At 41.2% G+C, this 15,806-nt stretch carries 29 protein-coding genes; 15 read left to right on the forward strand and 14 right to left on the reverse strand.

Translation table 11 applies throughout. The annotated features are described in order from the left end of the window. Positions 1 to 99: 99 nt before the first annotated feature. From F886_RS00320 to F886_RS19540, 14 genes are all read right to left on the reverse strand, one after another. Positions 100 to 654 carry a hypothetical protein gene (locus tag F886_RS00320; protein WP_005299192.1) on the reverse strand — a complete coding sequence of 185 codons (555 nt, stop codon included), beginning with the start codon at positions 652 to 654 and terminating at the stop codon, positions 100 to 102. Between the two features lie 147 nt (positions 655 to 801). Further along, positions 802 to 1,203: a hypothetical protein gene (locus F886_RS00325; RefSeq protein ID WP_005299198.1), complete on the reverse strand. Its 402-nt coding sequence runs from the start codon at positions 1,201 to 1,203 to the stop codon at positions 802 to 804. Between the two features lie 2 nt (positions 1,204 to 1,205). Continuing rightward, positions 1,206 to 1,397: a hypothetical protein gene (locus tag F886_RS00330; protein WP_005299201.1), complete on the reverse strand. Its 192-nt coding sequence runs from the start codon at positions 1,395 to 1,397 to the stop codon at positions 1,206 to 1,208. Next, a complete protein-coding gene (locus tag F886_RS00335; protein WP_005299204.1) occupies positions 1,394 to 1,804 on the reverse strand; it encodes a hypothetical protein in 411 nt (136 codons plus the stop codon). Before F886_RS00335 ends, F886_RS00330 begins: the two co-directional genes overlap by 4 nt. Positions 1,805 to 1,848: 44 nt before the next feature. Further along, a complete protein-coding gene (locus F886_RS00340; RefSeq protein ID WP_157411677.1) occupies positions 1,849 to 2,112 on the reverse strand; it encodes a hypothetical protein in 264 nt (87 codons plus the stop codon). 77 nt (positions 2,113 to 2,189) lie between these two features. After that, complete coding sequence (locus F886_RS00350) at positions 2,190 to 2,591, reverse strand: hypothetical protein (RefSeq protein WP_005299210.1); 402 nt, start codon at positions 2,589 to 2,591, stop codon at positions 2,190 to 2,192. Continuing rightward, a complete protein-coding gene (locus F886_RS20175) occupies positions 2,588 to 2,782 on the reverse strand; it encodes a hypothetical protein (protein ID WP_005299214.1) in 195 nt (64 codons plus the stop codon). The genes F886_RS00350 and F886_RS20175 overlap by 4 nt, the downstream gene beginning before the upstream one ends. Beyond that, on the reverse strand, positions 2,779 to 2,997 hold the full coding sequence (locus F886_RS00355; protein ID WP_005299216.1) for a hypothetical protein: 219 nt from the start codon (positions 2,995 to 2,997) through the stop codon (positions 2,779 to 2,781). The genes F886_RS20175 and F886_RS00355 overlap by 4 nt, the downstream gene beginning before the upstream one ends. Then, positions 2,997 to 4,043 (reverse strand): DNA cytosine methyltransferase, encoded by a 1,047-nt coding sequence (locus F886_RS00360; RefSeq protein WP_228129961.1) that lies wholly within the window; start codon positions 4,041 to 4,043, stop codon positions 2,997 to 2,999. The genes F886_RS00355 and F886_RS00360 overlap by 1 nt, the downstream gene beginning before the upstream one ends. A gap of 23 nt (positions 4,044 to 4,066) precedes the next feature. Continuing rightward, positions 4,067 to 4,906, reverse strand: coding sequence for a hypothetical protein (locus F886_RS00365; RefSeq protein ID WP_005299222.1), 840 nt, complete (start codon positions 4,904 to 4,906; stop codon positions 4,067 to 4,069). Then, positions 4,899 to 5,756: a YdaU family protein gene (locus F886_RS20155; RefSeq protein WP_005299224.1), complete on the reverse strand. Its 858-nt coding sequence runs from the start codon at positions 5,754 to 5,756 to the stop codon at positions 4,899 to 4,901. The genes F886_RS00365 and F886_RS20155 overlap by 8 nt, the downstream gene beginning before the upstream one ends. Then, entirely contained in the window at positions 5,749 to 6,297 is a 549-nt protein-coding gene (locus F886_RS00380; RefSeq protein WP_005299227.1) for a hypothetical protein, read from the reverse strand. The genes F886_RS20155 and F886_RS00380 overlap by 8 nt, the downstream gene beginning before the upstream one ends. Positions 6,298 to 6,390: 93 nt before the next feature. Beyond that, a complete protein-coding gene (locus F886_RS00385; protein ID WP_005299230.1) occupies positions 6,391 to 6,666 on the reverse strand; it encodes a hypothetical protein in 276 nt (91 codons plus the stop codon). Continuing rightward, positions 6,663 to 6,839, reverse strand: a complete 177-nt coding sequence (locus F886_RS19540; protein WP_005299236.1) for a Cro/CI family transcriptional regulator — start codon at positions 6,837 to 6,839, stop codon at positions 6,663 to 6,665. Before F886_RS19540 ends, F886_RS00385 begins: the two co-directional genes overlap by 4 nt. 127 nt (positions 6,840 to 6,966) lie before the next feature. Between F886_RS19540 and F886_RS00390 the strand changes: the two genes are divergently transcribed. The 15 genes from F886_RS00390 to F886_RS00460 all read left to right on the forward strand — a co-directional run bounded on the left by F886_RS00390 (position 6,967) and on the right by F886_RS00460 (position 15,688). Further along, positions 6,967 to 7,749: a S24 family peptidase gene (locus F886_RS00390; RefSeq protein ID WP_005299238.1), complete on the forward strand. Its 783-nt coding sequence runs from the start codon at positions 6,967 to 6,969 to the stop codon at positions 7,747 to 7,749. 14 nt (positions 7,750 to 7,763) lie between these two features. Further along, entirely contained in the window at positions 7,764 to 7,967 is a 204-nt protein-coding gene (locus tag F886_RS00395) for a hypothetical protein (protein ID WP_005299241.1), read from the forward strand. A gap of 130 nt (positions 7,968 to 8,097) precedes the next feature. Beyond that, a complete protein-coding gene (locus tag F886_RS00400) occupies positions 8,098 to 8,436 on the forward strand; it encodes a hypothetical protein (RefSeq protein WP_005299244.1) in 339 nt (112 codons plus the stop codon). A gap of 254 nt (positions 8,437 to 8,690) precedes the next feature. Further along, on the forward strand, positions 8,691 to 8,891 hold the full coding sequence (locus F886_RS00405; protein ID WP_005299247.1) for a hypothetical protein: 201 nt from the start codon (positions 8,691 to 8,693) through the stop codon (positions 8,889 to 8,891). Continuing rightward, positions 8,891 to 9,520 (forward strand): hypothetical protein, encoded by a 630-nt coding sequence (locus F886_RS00410; protein ID WP_005299250.1) that lies wholly within the window; start codon positions 8,891 to 8,893, stop codon positions 9,518 to 9,520. The genes F886_RS00405 and F886_RS00410 overlap by 1 nt, the downstream gene beginning before the upstream one ends. Next, positions 9,513 to 10,094 (forward strand): SPOR domain-containing protein, encoded by a 582-nt coding sequence (locus tag F886_RS00415; protein ID WP_005299252.1) that lies wholly within the window; start codon positions 9,513 to 9,515, stop codon positions 10,092 to 10,094. Before F886_RS00410 ends, F886_RS00415 begins: the two co-directional genes overlap by 8 nt. Before the next feature lie 64 nt (positions 10,095 to 10,158). Next, positions 10,159 to 10,551 (forward strand): hypothetical protein, encoded by a 393-nt coding sequence (locus F886_RS00420; RefSeq protein ID WP_005299256.1) that lies wholly within the window; start codon positions 10,159 to 10,161, stop codon positions 10,549 to 10,551. Beyond that, positions 10,551 to 11,606 carry a coiled-coil domain-containing protein gene (locus F886_RS00425; RefSeq protein WP_005299259.1) on the forward strand — a complete coding sequence of 352 codons (1,056 nt, stop codon included), beginning with the start codon at positions 10,551 to 10,553 and terminating at the stop codon, positions 11,604 to 11,606. The genes F886_RS00420 and F886_RS00425 overlap by 1 nt, the downstream gene beginning before the upstream one ends. 14 nt (positions 11,607 to 11,620) lie before the next feature. Next, positions 11,621 to 12,394 (forward strand): phage recombination protein Bet, encoded by a 774-nt coding sequence (gene bet / locus F886_RS00430; protein WP_005299262.1) that lies wholly within the window; start codon positions 11,621 to 11,623, stop codon positions 12,392 to 12,394. Next, positions 12,375 to 12,983 (forward strand): lambda exonuclease family protein, encoded by a 609-nt coding sequence (locus F886_RS00435; RefSeq protein ID WP_005299264.1) that lies wholly within the window; start codon positions 12,375 to 12,377, stop codon positions 12,981 to 12,983. The genes bet and F886_RS00435 overlap by 20 nt, the downstream gene beginning before the upstream one ends. After that, the gene (locus F886_RS00440) at positions 12,980 to 13,435 is read left to right on the forward strand and encodes an RNase H family protein (protein WP_005299267.1); all 456 of its coding nucleotides are present in this window, start codon (positions 12,980 to 12,982) and stop codon (positions 13,433 to 13,435) included. Before F886_RS00435 ends, F886_RS00440 begins: the two co-directional genes overlap by 4 nt. Continuing rightward, on the forward strand, positions 13,432 to 13,740 hold the full coding sequence (locus tag F886_RS00445) for a hypothetical protein (protein ID WP_005299268.1): 309 nt from the start codon (positions 13,432 to 13,434) through the stop codon (positions 13,738 to 13,740). The genes F886_RS00440 and F886_RS00445 overlap by 4 nt, the downstream gene beginning before the upstream one ends. Next, positions 13,737 to 13,982 (forward strand): 3'-5' exonuclease family protein, encoded by a 246-nt coding sequence (locus F886_RS00450; protein ID WP_005299272.1) that lies wholly within the window; start codon positions 13,737 to 13,739, stop codon positions 13,980 to 13,982. Before F886_RS00445 ends, F886_RS00450 begins: the two co-directional genes overlap by 4 nt. Positions 13,983 to 13,984: 2 nt before the next feature. Beyond that, positions 13,985 to 14,200 (forward strand): hypothetical protein, encoded by a 216-nt coding sequence (locus tag F886_RS00455; protein ID WP_034590558.1) that lies wholly within the window; start codon positions 13,985 to 13,987, stop codon positions 14,198 to 14,200. Positions 14,201 to 14,407: 207 nt separating this feature from the next. Beyond that, on the forward strand, positions 14,408 to 15,688 hold the full coding sequence (locus F886_RS00460; RefSeq protein ID WP_004793772.1) for an aspartate kinase: 1,281 nt from the start codon (positions 14,408 to 14,410) through the stop codon (positions 15,686 to 15,688). Positions 15,689 to 15,806 lie beyond the last annotated feature (118 nt).

A 15,806-nucleotide genomic window follows, 5' to 3' on the forward strand; every position in this document is an offset into this window, starting at 1 on the left:
AGCCCATCGAGTGATGAGCTTTGAAGTGTTGGTCTTCGGAAATCCGTAATACGACCAGTATAGAAAAACTATAGCTTAGATTCCGAAATAATGGAATACCTAAGCTTCCATATCTTTGTAAGTATTTTTTTTATACGCTTCAATTGCTTTGCCTGCTTCATCGATAGCAGATTCAATCGCCATAGTCATAAGGTTTTCGTAAGGCTTCCATGTCTTTCGATAGCAATCAGTGTTCATCTGATAGGTTTTTAGCCCAGCATATGCTAGACGACCTTTAGCTGTGTAATGTTCCTCTAGTTCTGGATTTAAGCTGAAGTCCAATACCATGCGTGCAATAAGCCATGCCAAGTGATACATAGCTACATGTTCAGGCTCTCTCTTCTTATCGACTGTTGCATTCTTAATCATGATATTCGCTAAGTGCTGACGAACAAACTCATAGTCACTTTCTGACTTTCCTTCAAACACAATCAGTGCTGTGACTGACTTTGCCAACTGAGTATCCATTGAAGCAATAGCACCCAAGCGATCTTGATAGTTCAATGGCTTCTCTCCTGTTCCGCGGACCACTGGCTCAATACTTGGTGAACTCGCAGTTAAACCATGAGTCAACCATTCAAAACGTTCAAACTTCTCAACTGCTACTGCATTCATACCCTTACCCCTAACCGTAAATATTTATTGCTGTAATTGCGCCAAGAAAAGAGACGATAATCACTGTGTAAATAATTCCCCCTGCGATTCCATCAACCTTTGTTGTGAATAGAAAAAGCAACAAAACAACTGCCAAGAAGATATCCATCACGCCACCTTCGCCCTTTCCATTGCTAGTTCAATCAACTTGAGCACTAGACCTTCTTTCACTTGATTTGTAGTACCACGAATTACAGTCCATCCCATTGCAGCTGCTGTAGAATACTTCTCACAGTCATCTGTGTAGCCTTGACCACGCGTATGGCGACCATTGCAAAAAGCCCCACCCTCTACTTCGACTAGAATTTGATAACCTTCTATTCGAAAGTCAGCTTTCCAACGTCTATCTGGATTAAAACGGAACTCCTGCTCGTACTTAATCTTCATAATGTCTAGTTGGCTGCAAAGCATTACCTCGCCCTTGCTCACAGCCTTCTTAAACTTAGGTGGCACGCGAGAACGCGCCACATTTTTTGATCTAATTCTTTGAGCCTCTTTGAATGTGGTCATAGTCAAACCCCTTGCACCAAGTAAACAACTGGAGTCACAAGCCAAACCATTAAAATGAACAACCATATGACTGGCTTAATTCTTTCTCGGATGCCCCAAGCGACATCATGAGCTGCACCCAATGTCTTAATAAAAAGGACAACTGCAATTGTGATATATGCAGCTATGGCAATAATTAATATTAGATTGGTCATTCAGCCTCCCCCTTGAGCACTTGCTCTACTGTTCGCAATGCAGATGAGAGACCTATAACTGCACCATGATCGAAAGAGTCTTGTTCATACTTCTTAACTTTCTCTAATTTCTTGTTGAGAGAATCAAGGGCTTTATCCACCCGCTTTTGCAGATCTCCATTCTTGTACTCTAAATCTTTGACACGTTGCGCCTGTTCGTTGAATCGTTGACCTTGTTCAATAAGTTGCCTTTGCAACTCCTCCACTTTCGCTTGCTGGTGCTGGAAACCCCACCAAGCTCCATTCACAAACTCATCTGCATATTCATCATCACCATGACCATCCCAACCAGCAGGATACTTATTGATGTTCCAGCAGTTCTGAATTGCGATAGCTTCGAATTGTTCTAGTAATACTTTCTTATCCATCTCAAACATCCTTAGCTTTGCAGTTTGGCGAAATGTGGTTTTCTTTAATAGTCACGAATCCATTCCTCATAGCTAACTGCATCTTTAAATGTGTTAAGGCTTCCGCACTGAATACAACAATCAGCACTACTCGTAGATGAATAACCACAGTCGTTGCACTGGGTAAATACAACCTCACTTTCTTGTTTAGGGTCTTCTTTGGTTGTGCTTTTAAACTCACTCATGGCTGGCTCCTTTCCTTCCTCGACTACCAGATAAACAACCCGAACAACCCCACCAAGAACTAGTCGGTAATCGCTTTGCTCCATTCTCAAAGCACCATGGCTTGTGCAATGAGCGCACATGTTTAAGATGAGCGCCTTCAATCTTGGCTAGGATCACACTTTTATTTTTCATTCCCTTCTCCGTAGATCGATTCGTAATTTTTAAGGTCTGCTGTAAGCTCACTAACCTCAGTTTTACTTACATGCCCAAATTCAGAGCCATAAGAAATCAAATAAACCAGATGATCTTTAGTTTTTGAATAACCACGCTGATTGACACGATCCACCGACTCCACGAGGCGTTTTAGAACTGATAGACTTGTAACTTCATAGTCTTGATTGGTTGAGGTGCTCCACACATCTACAACAGGAATCCAAACAAGCAATTCACCATTTTCAATTTTGTAATAGATGAAATTTCCAAAATTTGTTTGTCTCACATGAGTTACAAATTCAGGCGCACCCTCAACAACCTCTCTCGCCTTCTCTAAACCGTGGTCTTTGATAAATTGGGTGGGTTTCATTGGCTTGGCTCCAAATACTCAACATACTCAAAAATAAAGCGCTCAACCTTTGTCATTTTTGACTCATCAATAGGATGGCAACATTTGCATTTTTTAGCCGCTACAGGCTGCCCCATACATCCGCACTGATGTCCTGAGCAACAACCAATAAATACAATCCCAGTGTCTTGGCATTCATCACATTTATTCATCCCTTCACCCCGTCTTTGTCATGTCTGGTCACGTCTTGGCTGCGTTCTTTCATTCGTTTCAACCAACCGCGTCTTAATAGTTTTTGGTACAAGGAATTAGCTTGACGTGTTTCTGAATCTTTAATCCTTAAGTTGTAAGCAGCTCTCAATTGCATGATTTGCGAATAAGTCATTGAGCCGAATAGCAATGGTTCTTTTTGTGTTTCTGGTTTCATTAAGCATCCCCTAAGATTCTGAATGCGCTTTTAGCCACGACTGGAACTTGTCCATTTCCAATGGCTTTAAGTCTGTCCACCCGATGGGCCACCCCATCAGCCACTCGACCCAATCGGGGTTCAACCGCCCACCATTGCCACCCTCTGGCGAAACTGCTGTATTGAGACGAATCTGCCGGCCTTTGGCTTTGCGTTCGGCTAAAGACTCGTTGCTCCACTTGTTTGCATCGCTCGCAGTGGGTGTCGGAAAGTTCATTACCGCACCAGGCAAACCGTTTCTTGGGTGAGGACTGACATTCCCTCTCTTGTTCCAATCTGAAGCTTTCGGTGTTGGCCACATCTTTACAGTTGCTTCCAGACAAGGGCTTTTTCTGTTGCGCTCCGATGCACAATCCATTCGTTTGGCATCCGATGCTTTGGGAGTTGGCCACCGTTCGGGGGTATTGATTTGCTGGGCTAGTGAAATTCCTGTCATATTGGCCGTTATTTTTCCACCCCGTGTGGAGTCGCTCGCTGCGGGAGTAGCCCACAATCCAGATTCGGTCACGGATATGGGGCGCTCCAAAGTTAGATGCTGAAAAACGTGCCCATTGCGCGTCATACCCCATTTTGGCAAGGTCACTGACGACTCTTGTAAGTCCTCTGGAAACAAGCATTGGTGAGTTTTCCACGAACACGTATCGAGGTCGTACTTCACCGATAATTCGTGCCATTTCTGACCAGAGCCCGGAACGTTCACCTTCGATACCTGTCCCTTTACCAGCAGATGAGATGTCTTGGCACGGGAATCCGCCAGATATAACGTTAATAATTCCTTTCCATGGTTTTCCGTCAAAAGTTGTAATGTCAGACCAAATAGGGAAAGGTTTGAGAATTCCATCATTTTGTCGTTGCGCCAGAACTTGGCTTGCGTAGGCGTCACGTTCAACTGCGCAGACTGTGTTCCATCCCAAGAGATGCGATCCGAGTATTCCGCCACCAGCGCCTGCGAAAAGAGCCAACTCATTTAAGCCACCTTTATTTTTTAATTCTTCACACCAATCCACAGTTTGATTATCTAGAGGATGTTTCATGCCGCACCTCTCAACGCCATTGGTAATTTCAAGCCGTCAGCTTCTAGCATTCTTTTGAAGTCATCTTTCTGGTCGAATGGATCAGGCCAATAGTCAGTGTCGGGTTTGAGTTCCCAAGGTTGAACTTCCTTGATTTCCTCAGCCATCTTGTTTACTGGCGCTTGGATCTTTAGCTTTTCGCGTAACTCCGCAATTGCTTTCTGTGCAATCGTTTTGTATCGCTCGTTATCTGCCTGCTGCTCTTCCTTGGTTTGTTTGTGCTCAAGTTGGAGCTGTGTCTCTTGAGTTGATAAGAAACCTGCCACTTCAGCTTGTTTGATAGCTGTAATGCGTTGGTCTGGGTCTAAACCTAAGCTCACGTTGTAGACTGGCTTTAATCCTTGGTCTTTAGCTTCAGTCACTAATCGGTCGTAGATAGACACAAAGATCTTCTTAGCTTCTGCCAATTGGAACTTGTCACCAGTAGCAACCAAGTCAGCACATTTCTCGAATGCTTTAGCTGCTTGTTCAGTCCAAACCACAGTCATTTCACGACCAGTGCCATATTCGATTGAGTTCTTAGCAATCGCCCAAGCTTCATGTGCATCTACCCAATCTGATGCTTTAGGCTCACACCATGAGCGAAACTCAGGTATTGACGGGCAGAAAGTCGATTTCATCATCTTGGTTACACCACGTTTGAAATCTTCTGCTGTTAATCCTTGAAAGCACTCAACCATTGATTCAGCGATATCTTTAGGATCTACACCCGCCCACTGATCAGCGAATTTCTTTCCGTAAAACCCACGCATTTTCCCGATTAAGCGAATAGCGTCTTCAAAGGTGAACTCACGCATGACCCACCTCACTTACCAGTAACGTCTTTTTTGGTGTGATATCCCGAAAGTTCGAGCCACCGTTTAAGAAATCATCCCACTTTGCTTGTTCGGAAATGGTTTGATGTGCAGCAGGCTGATGAGCTTGTTGCTTAACTCGGTTTTGATACCAATCCGCTCTGAATGATCCCCAGTCTTGTCTTGCCGCGAATTCAAGTGCTTGAGCAAAACTTAGGTTTACCAAGTCAGCTTGTAGTTTGATTTCATCAATAGCGAGATCAGAGAAAGCTGCTCCTTTGCGTTTTTCAATAACCGATGTTGCACACTTCTCGTCAACTCCAAGTTTTACTAAAGCATCAACAGCAAGTTGTTTTTTAGTGATGCGTTTAGGCTTCGGATTTTGTATTGCAGATTCATCTGCCCCATTAATAATGGTTACTGGTTTATGGTTATTGGTTAATGGTTTATGGTTAAGGTTTTGGCGGGTTTCTGAAATTAACCCATCGGAAACCGAATCAAAACCATCATGGTTTTCTAAGTCGCTGTTTTTTCTAGGTCTTCCACCTGTTTTTCCATTTTGGCGATTTGCTTCGGCTTTGCTTCGGTATTTTTCTAATTCAATTTCACAACGCGAGTGTTGAAAACCCGAAGCAGTTTTTTCAAAGAAATCCGAAAGCACAGACTCAATTGCTAGACGGTCAGTTTTAGTTTTTGCACGTAAAAAACGATTAACTTGATCAAGGTCTAAAGGTAGTGGCTTTTCATTAACGTAGTACCAATCGATGGCACGACGATAGAAGCACTCCTCAACAGGAGACAAATGCGCTGTATCACGCATAAAGTCGCCAATGTGATGTAGGTATTTATGCATTAGCATCTCCTTTTACTAGTTTTAATTCACCAGCAAGGATTGCCTGCACAATTGCATTTAACTGTGGAGAACGCCAAAGGGATTCAACATAAACCCTAAGTTCTCCATAGTTATGACCCTGACGAACAATAAATCTGTCGGCATCATGACGAGTAAGAAAGGTCTGAACAGATACCCATTCCTCTTTGTAGTAAACCTTATTCCAGTTGTAATTTAGATTTGCAGCAACCAAATCCAATACTTCTTCTTGATCATCATCCGAAAGTTCTTCAAATAGTTCATCCTGATCTTTAAGGGCAAAGCCATTAATCTCATGTTTGATATGTGATGACTGATTATTAAAAAGATCTAAAGCAGATGAGTATTCACAATCGTCATCAATCCATTTGTACTCATCTGAATAATCCGAATCCAACCCAAAAACTTTTGTTTTCTCCTGAACCATCCATATGGGATCGCGAGTAGAACAATTATGGTTTTTATGGCTGTCCACCAGTTCAGTAACGAGTGTTTGCCATTTCTTATATGTTAAATCACTCATTACTTAGCTCCTTTTACATTGATGCTTAGTTCTGCTACTATTTGTTTGTTCATTTGGTTCGCTCCGATTGAACATTGAGCCTGATTTACGAGATCAGGCTTTTTTATTGCCTTGAATTACTTGCAATGGATACTTGACCGTTGCTTCCCCATCGATCCCTTCCTCGACCACAATTGCCCGCATGCGCTCATTTCTTCTAATGCGTTCAAGTCCTAAACTTACGATGTGCCATTCACCTACGATGGCTTTTTCAAAGAGGATTGCGGCTTGTCTACTCATCTCCATTCCGTAATAGGCGGAAATATCACGAAGCTTGTCCATAATTTCTGGATCATGTTTTGTTCGAAGATCTTCTTTTTCGAGACTCATGAAACTCTCCTAACTGGTAGTGACGGCTCTTGTTCGAGCAACTTAAATGCAGCAGCTTCGGGCACAAATTCACCCCATTGATAAACTGCTTGGCGACTAATTTTTAAAAGTTTTGCGATCTTTGGCGCATTGAACCGAGCCAAAACATCAGATGTTTTCATCTCAATTCGCATAATTAATTCCAATTTTAACTTTACTTTGTCAAGTCTACTTTACCAAGAAAAGTTTAGCAAGCTTTACAAACGAAAAGTTAAGATTTCTTTACATTTTGTTTATGGCAATAGCCATGAGATTTACACTATGAGCACTCTTCAAGAGCGAATGTCTTTAGCTATAAAGCACTATGAATCTACAACTGGGAAAAGATTCAAAAATACTGAGTTGGCTAGATTTGCGGGCGTGAGTAGAGCTAATGTCGGACTATGGGTAAATGGTCCAACCCAAGAATTAGAAGGGTCAAATTTAGTCAAAGCTGCTGAGTTTTTAGGTGTTTCTAAAGATTGGCTTGCTGGTCAAAGCAATAAAATGATTGCCACACAATTGGATGGCAGTAGTGCACAGTTAAAAGTTCTAGATATTGAAGCTTTTAAGCAGAAGTACAATATTCCAGATAATGAAGATGCTGTTAAATTTGTTCAAACCCCAGTTAAGCCATTCCCTATTCAAAAAAGATATGTTCCTGTTAAGGCCTATTCAAAGATGGGGATGGATGGGTATTTTACAGATATGGGATATGACGGAAACGCAGGTGATGGCTATGTTCCAACGCATACAGGTGGTGATAGAGCTTACGGTATAAAGGGAACAGGAGACTCAATGTTTCCAGCAATTCGTAATGGCTGGTATGTTGTATGCGATCCTGATGCAGACCTTGTCCCAACGGAATTTGTTCAGGTGTGTTTAAAGGATGGAAGGTGCACCATTAAAGAGTTTATTGGCATAAACAATGATGTACTAAGTCTCATTGCGGTAAATGGTGGTGAGCGTCTTTCTTTTAATATGGATGAAGTTGAAAGTATTACAGCAATTACAGACATTGTTCCGCCAAGTCAGCATAGACAAGAACATCCTTATTCGCATTAATCTCAGGAAGACTTATGGATAATTCAAAACTGCCAATAAATCAAATTATTGCTCGTATTAATGATGCTGCAAAAAATGACGAGGCGCTAGCTCTAACTGTCGAAGAAGTAAAGATCCTTTCTAAAGATATTGGCGACAAGGTCTTTATTCCGGTGCTTACTAATGAGCAGGTCGTGCAGTTGGTAAAAGAAGGAAAGCTTGGGCAGAAAATTAAATAATAAAAAAAGACCGATGATAAGTCGGTCTTTCCATCCAAGGTTAGTAAGGTCTTGGATTTGACTAATGTTGGCAGCATTAGCCTTAGCGCTCACCAATATCACAAGATAATTGATAAATTGAGAATAACATATGTTTGGAGAATTAATAAAAAAGATTAAGACTTGGTACAAAGGAGATCCAGGTCTAATTGACAGCAACCCTGCTACTGGCATTGATACAGTTATAAGAGAACCTTATCGCCATTGGGTGGCTAAATTATTATCCTACCCTGTTGGTTTCTTCTTATTCTTGATTGATTCAATTAAACGGCATCCAAGCGCATTTATATCTCAAACCTTAGCCGTGATCGCTATTGTGGTCTCGTGTCTTTCTATCTATCTTCAATTTTATGTAGATGATGATGAGTATAAACGCTGCACCATAACACATTCCAATAATCAGGAGATTACATTGAATTGCAAGAAGTGACATTGCTATAGCTATCAGGCTGATGGCCATTGTCAGGTAATTGCTTTCTGTATTCATCTCAATAGACTCCAAATAACCCACCCTGCGTGGGTTTTCTTTTGTCTATTAAAGCATATTGTTTAGTGTAATTTACAATAATTTGTAAATACCTCTTTACAACAAATAATATGTAAAGTATTCTTTACTCATTCCTTAATAAAAAGCACGCTAGACCGACTAAACCTGCGTGCTTTTACTCAATGAGTGAGAAGATTATGACAGAAAAACCATTAATAGCAAAGCTGATCAAGAATCAGAACCGCAAGCAGGCGATTAGACAGTCTAACTCAGGCTTAGTAATGGCAAGCGTATTTGTCATTTTAGCTTTCAGTGCTTTTGCCTTCTTCAAAGCAGATGCAGATCAAACCCAAAAGCATCAAGACCATGTTTTAGTTCAGGTTGAGGGGGTGAAGTGATGAGAACACCTACCCTTGAAAGCTTTTTAGATGATGTTAAAGACCATGTTCTCACAATTAACCTTGATCAAGGTGTGTTTAGAGACATTACGTTAAAACGCCCTAATTCAGGCTCTTTCTACTACAACATTACAACTCGACCAGGACACCTAATGATTTCGGGTGACATGGGAACATTTGTGTTCAAACGACTTGAAGATATGTTCAATTTCTTCCGTGATGAAAATGATAGCTACCAAATCAACACAGGCTATTGGGAAGAAAAACTTGAAGCAGGCTGCAAGCGTGGTGGGGTTAAAGAGTTCTCTTCTGATGTTGCGAAAGACATTCTTCTGGAGCTTTTGGATGAGCATTTAAAGGGTATTGATTCAGGTGATTATGATCGCGATAACCGTGATGAAAAAGAAGCAATTGAAGAGATTGAGAACCTTATTTCTCTAGCTGAATCTGATGAATATGACTTTATTGCAGAGATTAGAAACTGGGATAACGACTCAAATAACGTCGAGATAAATGATTGGTGGGAATGGGATTTCACAGAATACAGCTACCACTACATTTGGTGTTTATACGCAATTGTCCATGCAATTAAGTTGTATGACGCAGTTAAGGAGCCCTCTCATGGATAACTACAAAATCGGTGACGAAGTTGAGCTGCTTGAAGATTTTTACACTCGAAGTGGTGCAGAAATAATTTTCAAAAAAGGCACTATCGCAAAAGTAATCGAATTGCAGCTTCATGATGAAATTCATATTGATGTAAACGGTGACAACCGTTGGTGTTCACCAGACATCTTGAAATTGGTTGATAAAAAAGACCCAGCCTTGATTAGCGGTGCGGATGCGTTGGCTGACATTACCAATGTTCAACATAACTATGAAGATCGTGACGATTGGTACACCACACAGTACTCAACTTTGACAATCCCTGAAATTTTAAAAGGCGAAACATCTGATGGACGGAAAATAAATTTCCGCCTCAAACCCCAAACCATCAAGCTTGAACTTGAGCTGCCGAAGCCTTTTGACCCTAAGGAAGGCGACTTGTATTGGTTCATAACATGCAGAACAGAGAAAGGATATTCATGCAGGAACCATAAAGCAAGACATGGTGATTATGGAATGCAGTATGGCGCCTATCGCTCAGAAGACGACGCTAAAAAGGCAGTAGAGCAACTCAGAAAGATACGAGGTGCATCATGATCATAGCCCTTTTATACATCTTGATGTTCAACCTCATCTTGGCGGTTCACTGGGGGATTATCTAATGAATATGTTAGCGAACCTTGTATTTGATGCTGCGGTATTCACAAGCCTTGAAGTGATGAATGTAGGTGTTAAGGATGGCATTGTTCAGTTCTCTTTATCAGTTCATAACGCTGAGCACATCTACATTGTAGCAAGTGTCAAAGGAATTGAGAAAAACGACACTTTTGAATATGGCGAAGGCTTGGACTATCAAGACTGGAAAGATGTGGATTACACGATGATGACAGTCGATTCAAGTAGCCGACCCCATGTCGATGAATACAACTATGTAGATGCAGTCGAAGGTATGCCCTTTGCCCTAACTTCTATACAAATTCTTAAGTTGAATGAGTATTTAGAAGAACTGGCAAGAGAAGGAAAGATTATTGAATTAAAGAAGGATGCAGCTTAATGAACGCACAAGTTAATGAATTACAAGTATTAGAACAAAACGTAATTGTCGCGGCTTTCGCTAAACGTGGTGGTACAGATGAACTATATGAACATATTGCTCAAGAAGTTCGTTCACATGTGCCAGATGTAAGCACAAAAAAAGGCCGCGATGCGATTGGCTCGCTTGCAATGAAGGTAAGTAAGTCAAAAACACTAATTGAAAAATGTGGCAAAGAATTGGTAGCCGAGCAAAAAGCTCAAATTAAATTAATTGATGATGATCGAATTGCAATTGTTAAGAAGTTTGACTCTTTACGTGATGAGATTTTGGCACCACGTGATGCTTGGGAACAGGCAGAGAAAGACCGTGTTGAGAAACATCAAGCAAATATTCGTGCAATTAAGAGCCTTCATGATGAGCGTACACCTTATCAAGAGTCTCTTGAAATTAAAAACCGCATCTTTGAGCTCGAAGGTTTTGAAGTAGATGCTTCATTCGAGGAGTACGAGCAAGAAGCCAAACTTGCAAAGCTTGAGACTTTAGAAAAGCTACGCTCTGCCCTTGTTGATCGTGAAAAGTTTGAAGCCGAATCTGCTGAACTTGAACGCCTCCGCAAAGCTGAACAAGAGCGCTTACAACGCGAACATGAAGAGCGCATTGCACATGAAGCTGCTGAAAAAGCTCGTCTGGAAGCTGAGCGCAAAGCAAAAGAAGAAGCAGATCGTGTAGAGCGCGAAAAGCAAGAAGCCATTGCTAAAGCTGAGCGTGAAAAACGTGAAGCTGCTGAACGTGAAGCTCGTTTAGTTGCAGAAAAAGAAGCTGCTGAATTACGCGCACAACATGCAGCCGAAGCAGAACGTAAACGTATTGAGGCTGAACAAGCTGCAAAAGTAGAAGCAGAACGTAAGGCTGAAGAGGCACGTTTAGCAAACCGCGCTCACATGAAAAAAATTAACAATGAAGCTTTGTCAGCAATGATGTATGGCGTGCCGGGATTAACAGAAGAAATGGCAAAAGAGTTAATTCGTCTAATTGCGAAAAACGAAGTGCCTAACATTTCTATCAAATACTAATTGGGAGAATCAACATGAATGCACCTGTACAAAACAACATCGTTCAAGCCCAAATGCACAAAGTGGCATTGGCTTTCGATATGGTTGATGTGGATCCTGAACAATTAAAGAAAACCCTTACAGATACAGTGTTTAAAGGGGCTAATGATGTTCAGTTGGTAAGCCTCCTAATTGTTGCTAACCAATACAAGCTAAACCCTTTCACCAAAGAAATTTATGCATTCCCTGCAAAAGGTGGTGGCATTGTTCCAGTTGTTGGTGTGGATGGTTGGGCACGAATTATTAATGATAATCCTGTGTGTGATGGCATTCAGTTTGAACAAGACGACGACTCATGCACATGCAAAATTTTCCGTAAAGACCGCAACCATCCTACTGTTGTGACTGAGTATTTATCTGAATGTCTGGGTAATTCTGAGCCTTGGAAAAAGTATCCAAAGCGCATGTTGCGCCATAAAGCCTTAATTCAATGTGCTCGTGTTGCCTTTGGATTCTCGGGTATTTATGACGAAGACGAAGCTCGTCGTATTGATGACTGCAATTCTTCTACAGTTAAGACTGTTAGTTTAGATGTTCCCCAAGGGTATGAGGCATTTGAACAGCAGCATTTAGATAATATGCGCGCCTTAGCGATGGAAGGCACAGAAGCTTTGCAAACTGGCTACGCTGAATTACCTCAAGGTGATTGTAAAAAACACTTTTGGACCAAGCATAGCGCTTCATTAAAAGAAGCTGCTCAACATGCTGATCAACCACAAGGACAAGTGTATGAACATTCTCCAGCGTAGTGAAAATTGGCATTCGGAACGCTGTGGGAAAGTTACAGCAAGCCGAATTAAGGATTTAAATGCAAAGCCTAATAAAGGCAAAGCTTTAAATTCATTGGGCTTAACCATTCTAGCTGAGCGTCTAACTGGCGTTCAGAAAGAGTTCTTCACTAATACTGCTATGCAATGGGGTATTGATAATGAACCTCATGCAATTGCAGCTTATGAAAATGAAACGGGTAACTTTGTAGTTGGCACAGGCTTAATTGACCACCCTTTCATTGAAATGTTCGGGGCTTCACCGGATGGACTTGTAAATGAAGATGGTCAAATAGAGGCTAAGTGCCCAGACACTACAACGCATTTGAATACCCTTCTGACTAAGCAAGTGCCAGAGGAATACATACCTCAAATCACTAGTCAGTTGGCTTGTACACGTCGTGAATGGTGTGACTTTGTGAGCTATGACCCACGTCTACCAGAAGGACTACAGATCATTATTATTCGTGTCCTTGCTAAAGACTTAGATATTAAAGGCTTGGAAGAAAATGTATGCCTATTCAATAAACAGATTGATAAGGCAATTGAAGAATTAAAGGTGGCAGCATGAACGTAACTTTAATGACAGATGCCTCTCATTGTTCAGAAACTGGTGCAGGTGGATTTGGGTTTTGGTGCGTGTCTAACCGTGGCAAGTTGGCAGGTGGAAAGCCATTCCAAGGCAAGATTAAAGACAGTTATGAGGCAGAAATGAAAGCTGTTGCTAATGCCTTAAATATTGGTATTCGTGCTGGACTCATCGCTTCAGGTGACAAGGTTTTAATACAGTTAGATAACGCTGGTGTAATCCAATGCATCACCAAAAAGAAAAAGCCACGTGCAGATGTAAAGCATGTTCTTGAATATATTTTTGAATATGCCCGTGACTTTCTAATTGAGCTTGAGTGTCGACATGTCAAAGGTCACAGCAAGAAAACAGAAAGCCGTTATGCATCAAATAAACATTGTGACCGTATCGCAAAGCACAACATGAAATTGGCAAGAAAGGAGTTGGCAGCATGACAGATTTGAATAATCCAGAAACTATCGAAATACATGGCTTAAGAACAATTCACAAGCTTTGTAAATTTGGTGCAGATAACAACTTGGAAGGCTGTACTTTTACTGAAATTGTAGATCGCCTGTTTGTAGAGCTAGAAAAAGCCAAAGCTCAGGCGGTGCCAGAGGGTTATGTGCTGATGCCTAAGGTGCCCACAGAAAAGATGTTCCAAGCATACGCATGTTATTCAGTCGCGCCAATGTCGACACTGAGTAAAACTGGATACAAGGCAATGGTCGAAGCAAGCGAATCGGGAGCTGAGGGATGAGTGAAATAGAATTCAAACAAGGTGATTATGTTTTCCTTAAGCAACCAGTGACCTTTCAATGTGGCACCAAAAAGGATAAGGAATTAGCAAGGATTGTTCGCGCTGATGGACTAGAAGTAGATCTGATGTTCAAAGGGGATCATAAAATCTATCTTTCTTGGATTGGTGATATTCGTTTTGCAGGAATTACAGAACTTCAAGAGATGTTGAAAGAAGTTAAAGCGGAAAGTGAGGAGGGGTGAAATTGAATAAGTATCTTACATCTAACAGTGTGTGTGAGATGTTTCATATTACCAAGCGCACACTAAACCGCTGGGAAATTCGAACACCTTGGGGTATTCCATTCCCTGCTCCTGCTTTTGGTTCTGATGGCGGAACTATGAAGCGTTACCTTACTACTGATGTAATTGAGTGGGAAAATGAATGCCAAAAGAAAGAGCTTTTAAAAAAAGCTATATAAGTAGTTTAGAAGCTAACAATCAGTAAACTTGATTAAATTAGTCCAGATCAATGATTGTTAGCATATTTCCGTTACTATATACTGTCCCGAATTTACGGCTTGCTAAAAATCGCAGTAATTTCATTTATGTACATAATGGCGTACATAATATGAGACCAAGGAAGCAAGAACATACTTTACCTGTTTTAATACAAGGGTTTAGGCAATATGGCATTAATCGTTCAAAAATATGGCGGTACTTCTATGGGTACCCCCGAGCGCATTTTAAATGTTGCTCGTCGTGTTAAGCGTTGGCATGATCACGGTCACAAGGTTGTTGTGGTTGTATCTGCAATGAGTGGTGAAACAAACCGCTTACTTGCTCTCGCTAAAGCCATTACCGAAACACCTGACCCACGCGAGTTAGACCAAATGGTTTCAACCGGTGAACAGGTGACGATTTCCATGTTAGCTATGGCACTTAATTCGATTGGTGTGGAAGCTAAATCCTATACCGGACGTCAAGTCGGTATTAAAACTGACAGTGCATTTACCAAGGCGCGTATTGAGTCTATTGATACAGATGTCATGACCAATGACCTAGATGCAGGCCGTGTTATTGTTGTTGCAGGTTTCCAAGGCTTTGACGCTAATGGAAATATCACAACACTAGGCCGCGGTGGTTCAGATACTTCTGGTGTTGCTCTTGCTGCTGCCCTAAAAGCAGATGAATGCCAAATTTACACTGATGTAGATGGCGTTTACACCACTGACCCGCGTGTTGCTCCTAAAGCTAAAAAAATCGACCGTATTTCTTTTGAAGAAATGCTAGAAATGGCTTCATTAGGTTCAAAAGTTTTACAAATTCGCTCAGTAGAATTTGCCGGAAAATATCAAGTTCCTTTACGTGTATTATCAAGCTTTGATAATGATAACGACGGCGCGTTTGACGAAGAATTTAAAGAAAATGTAGGTACACTCATTACGACTGAGGCGGAAGATACTATGGAACAGCCAATCATTGCAGGTATTGCTTTTAACCGTGACGAAGCAAAATTAACGATTTTAGGTGTACCTGATGAACCAGGTATCGCTTCTAAAATTTTATCACCAGTAAGTGATGCCAATATTGAAGTCGACATGATAGTGCAAAATGTTGAAGAAGATGGCACAACAGATTTCACTTTCACTGTAAACCGTGTTGATTTAGCGAAAGCTGAAAAAATCTTGAACGAAACTGCCAAAAATATTGGTGCACGTGAAGTTTCAACACGTGATGACATCGTTAAAGTGTCTATCGTAGGTGTTGGTATGCGTTCACATGCAGGCGTAGCGAGCAAGATGTTCACTGCCCTAGCTGACGAAGGCATCAACATTCTTATGATTTCAACTTCTGAAATTAAAGTTTCTGTCATTATTGACGAGAAATATCTTGAACTTGCTGTTCGTTGTCTACATACCGCTTTTGGTTTAGATCGTGAACATGGTGAAAGCAGCGCCCGCGCTTAATTTTACCAAACGGTCAATAATTCATTAAAAAATGTTTACTTGTCCGACAATAATCAAAGAAAACACAGAGCCGCTATAGTTTTTTTTATAGCGGCTCTGTTATATTAAACGGAAAGTT

It is taken from the genome of Acinetobacter sp. NIPH 542 (genome assembly GCF_000369825.1).
Taxonomy (GTDB): Bacteria; Pseudomonadota; Gammaproteobacteria; order Pseudomonadales; family Moraxellaceae; genus Acinetobacter; species Acinetobacter oleivorans.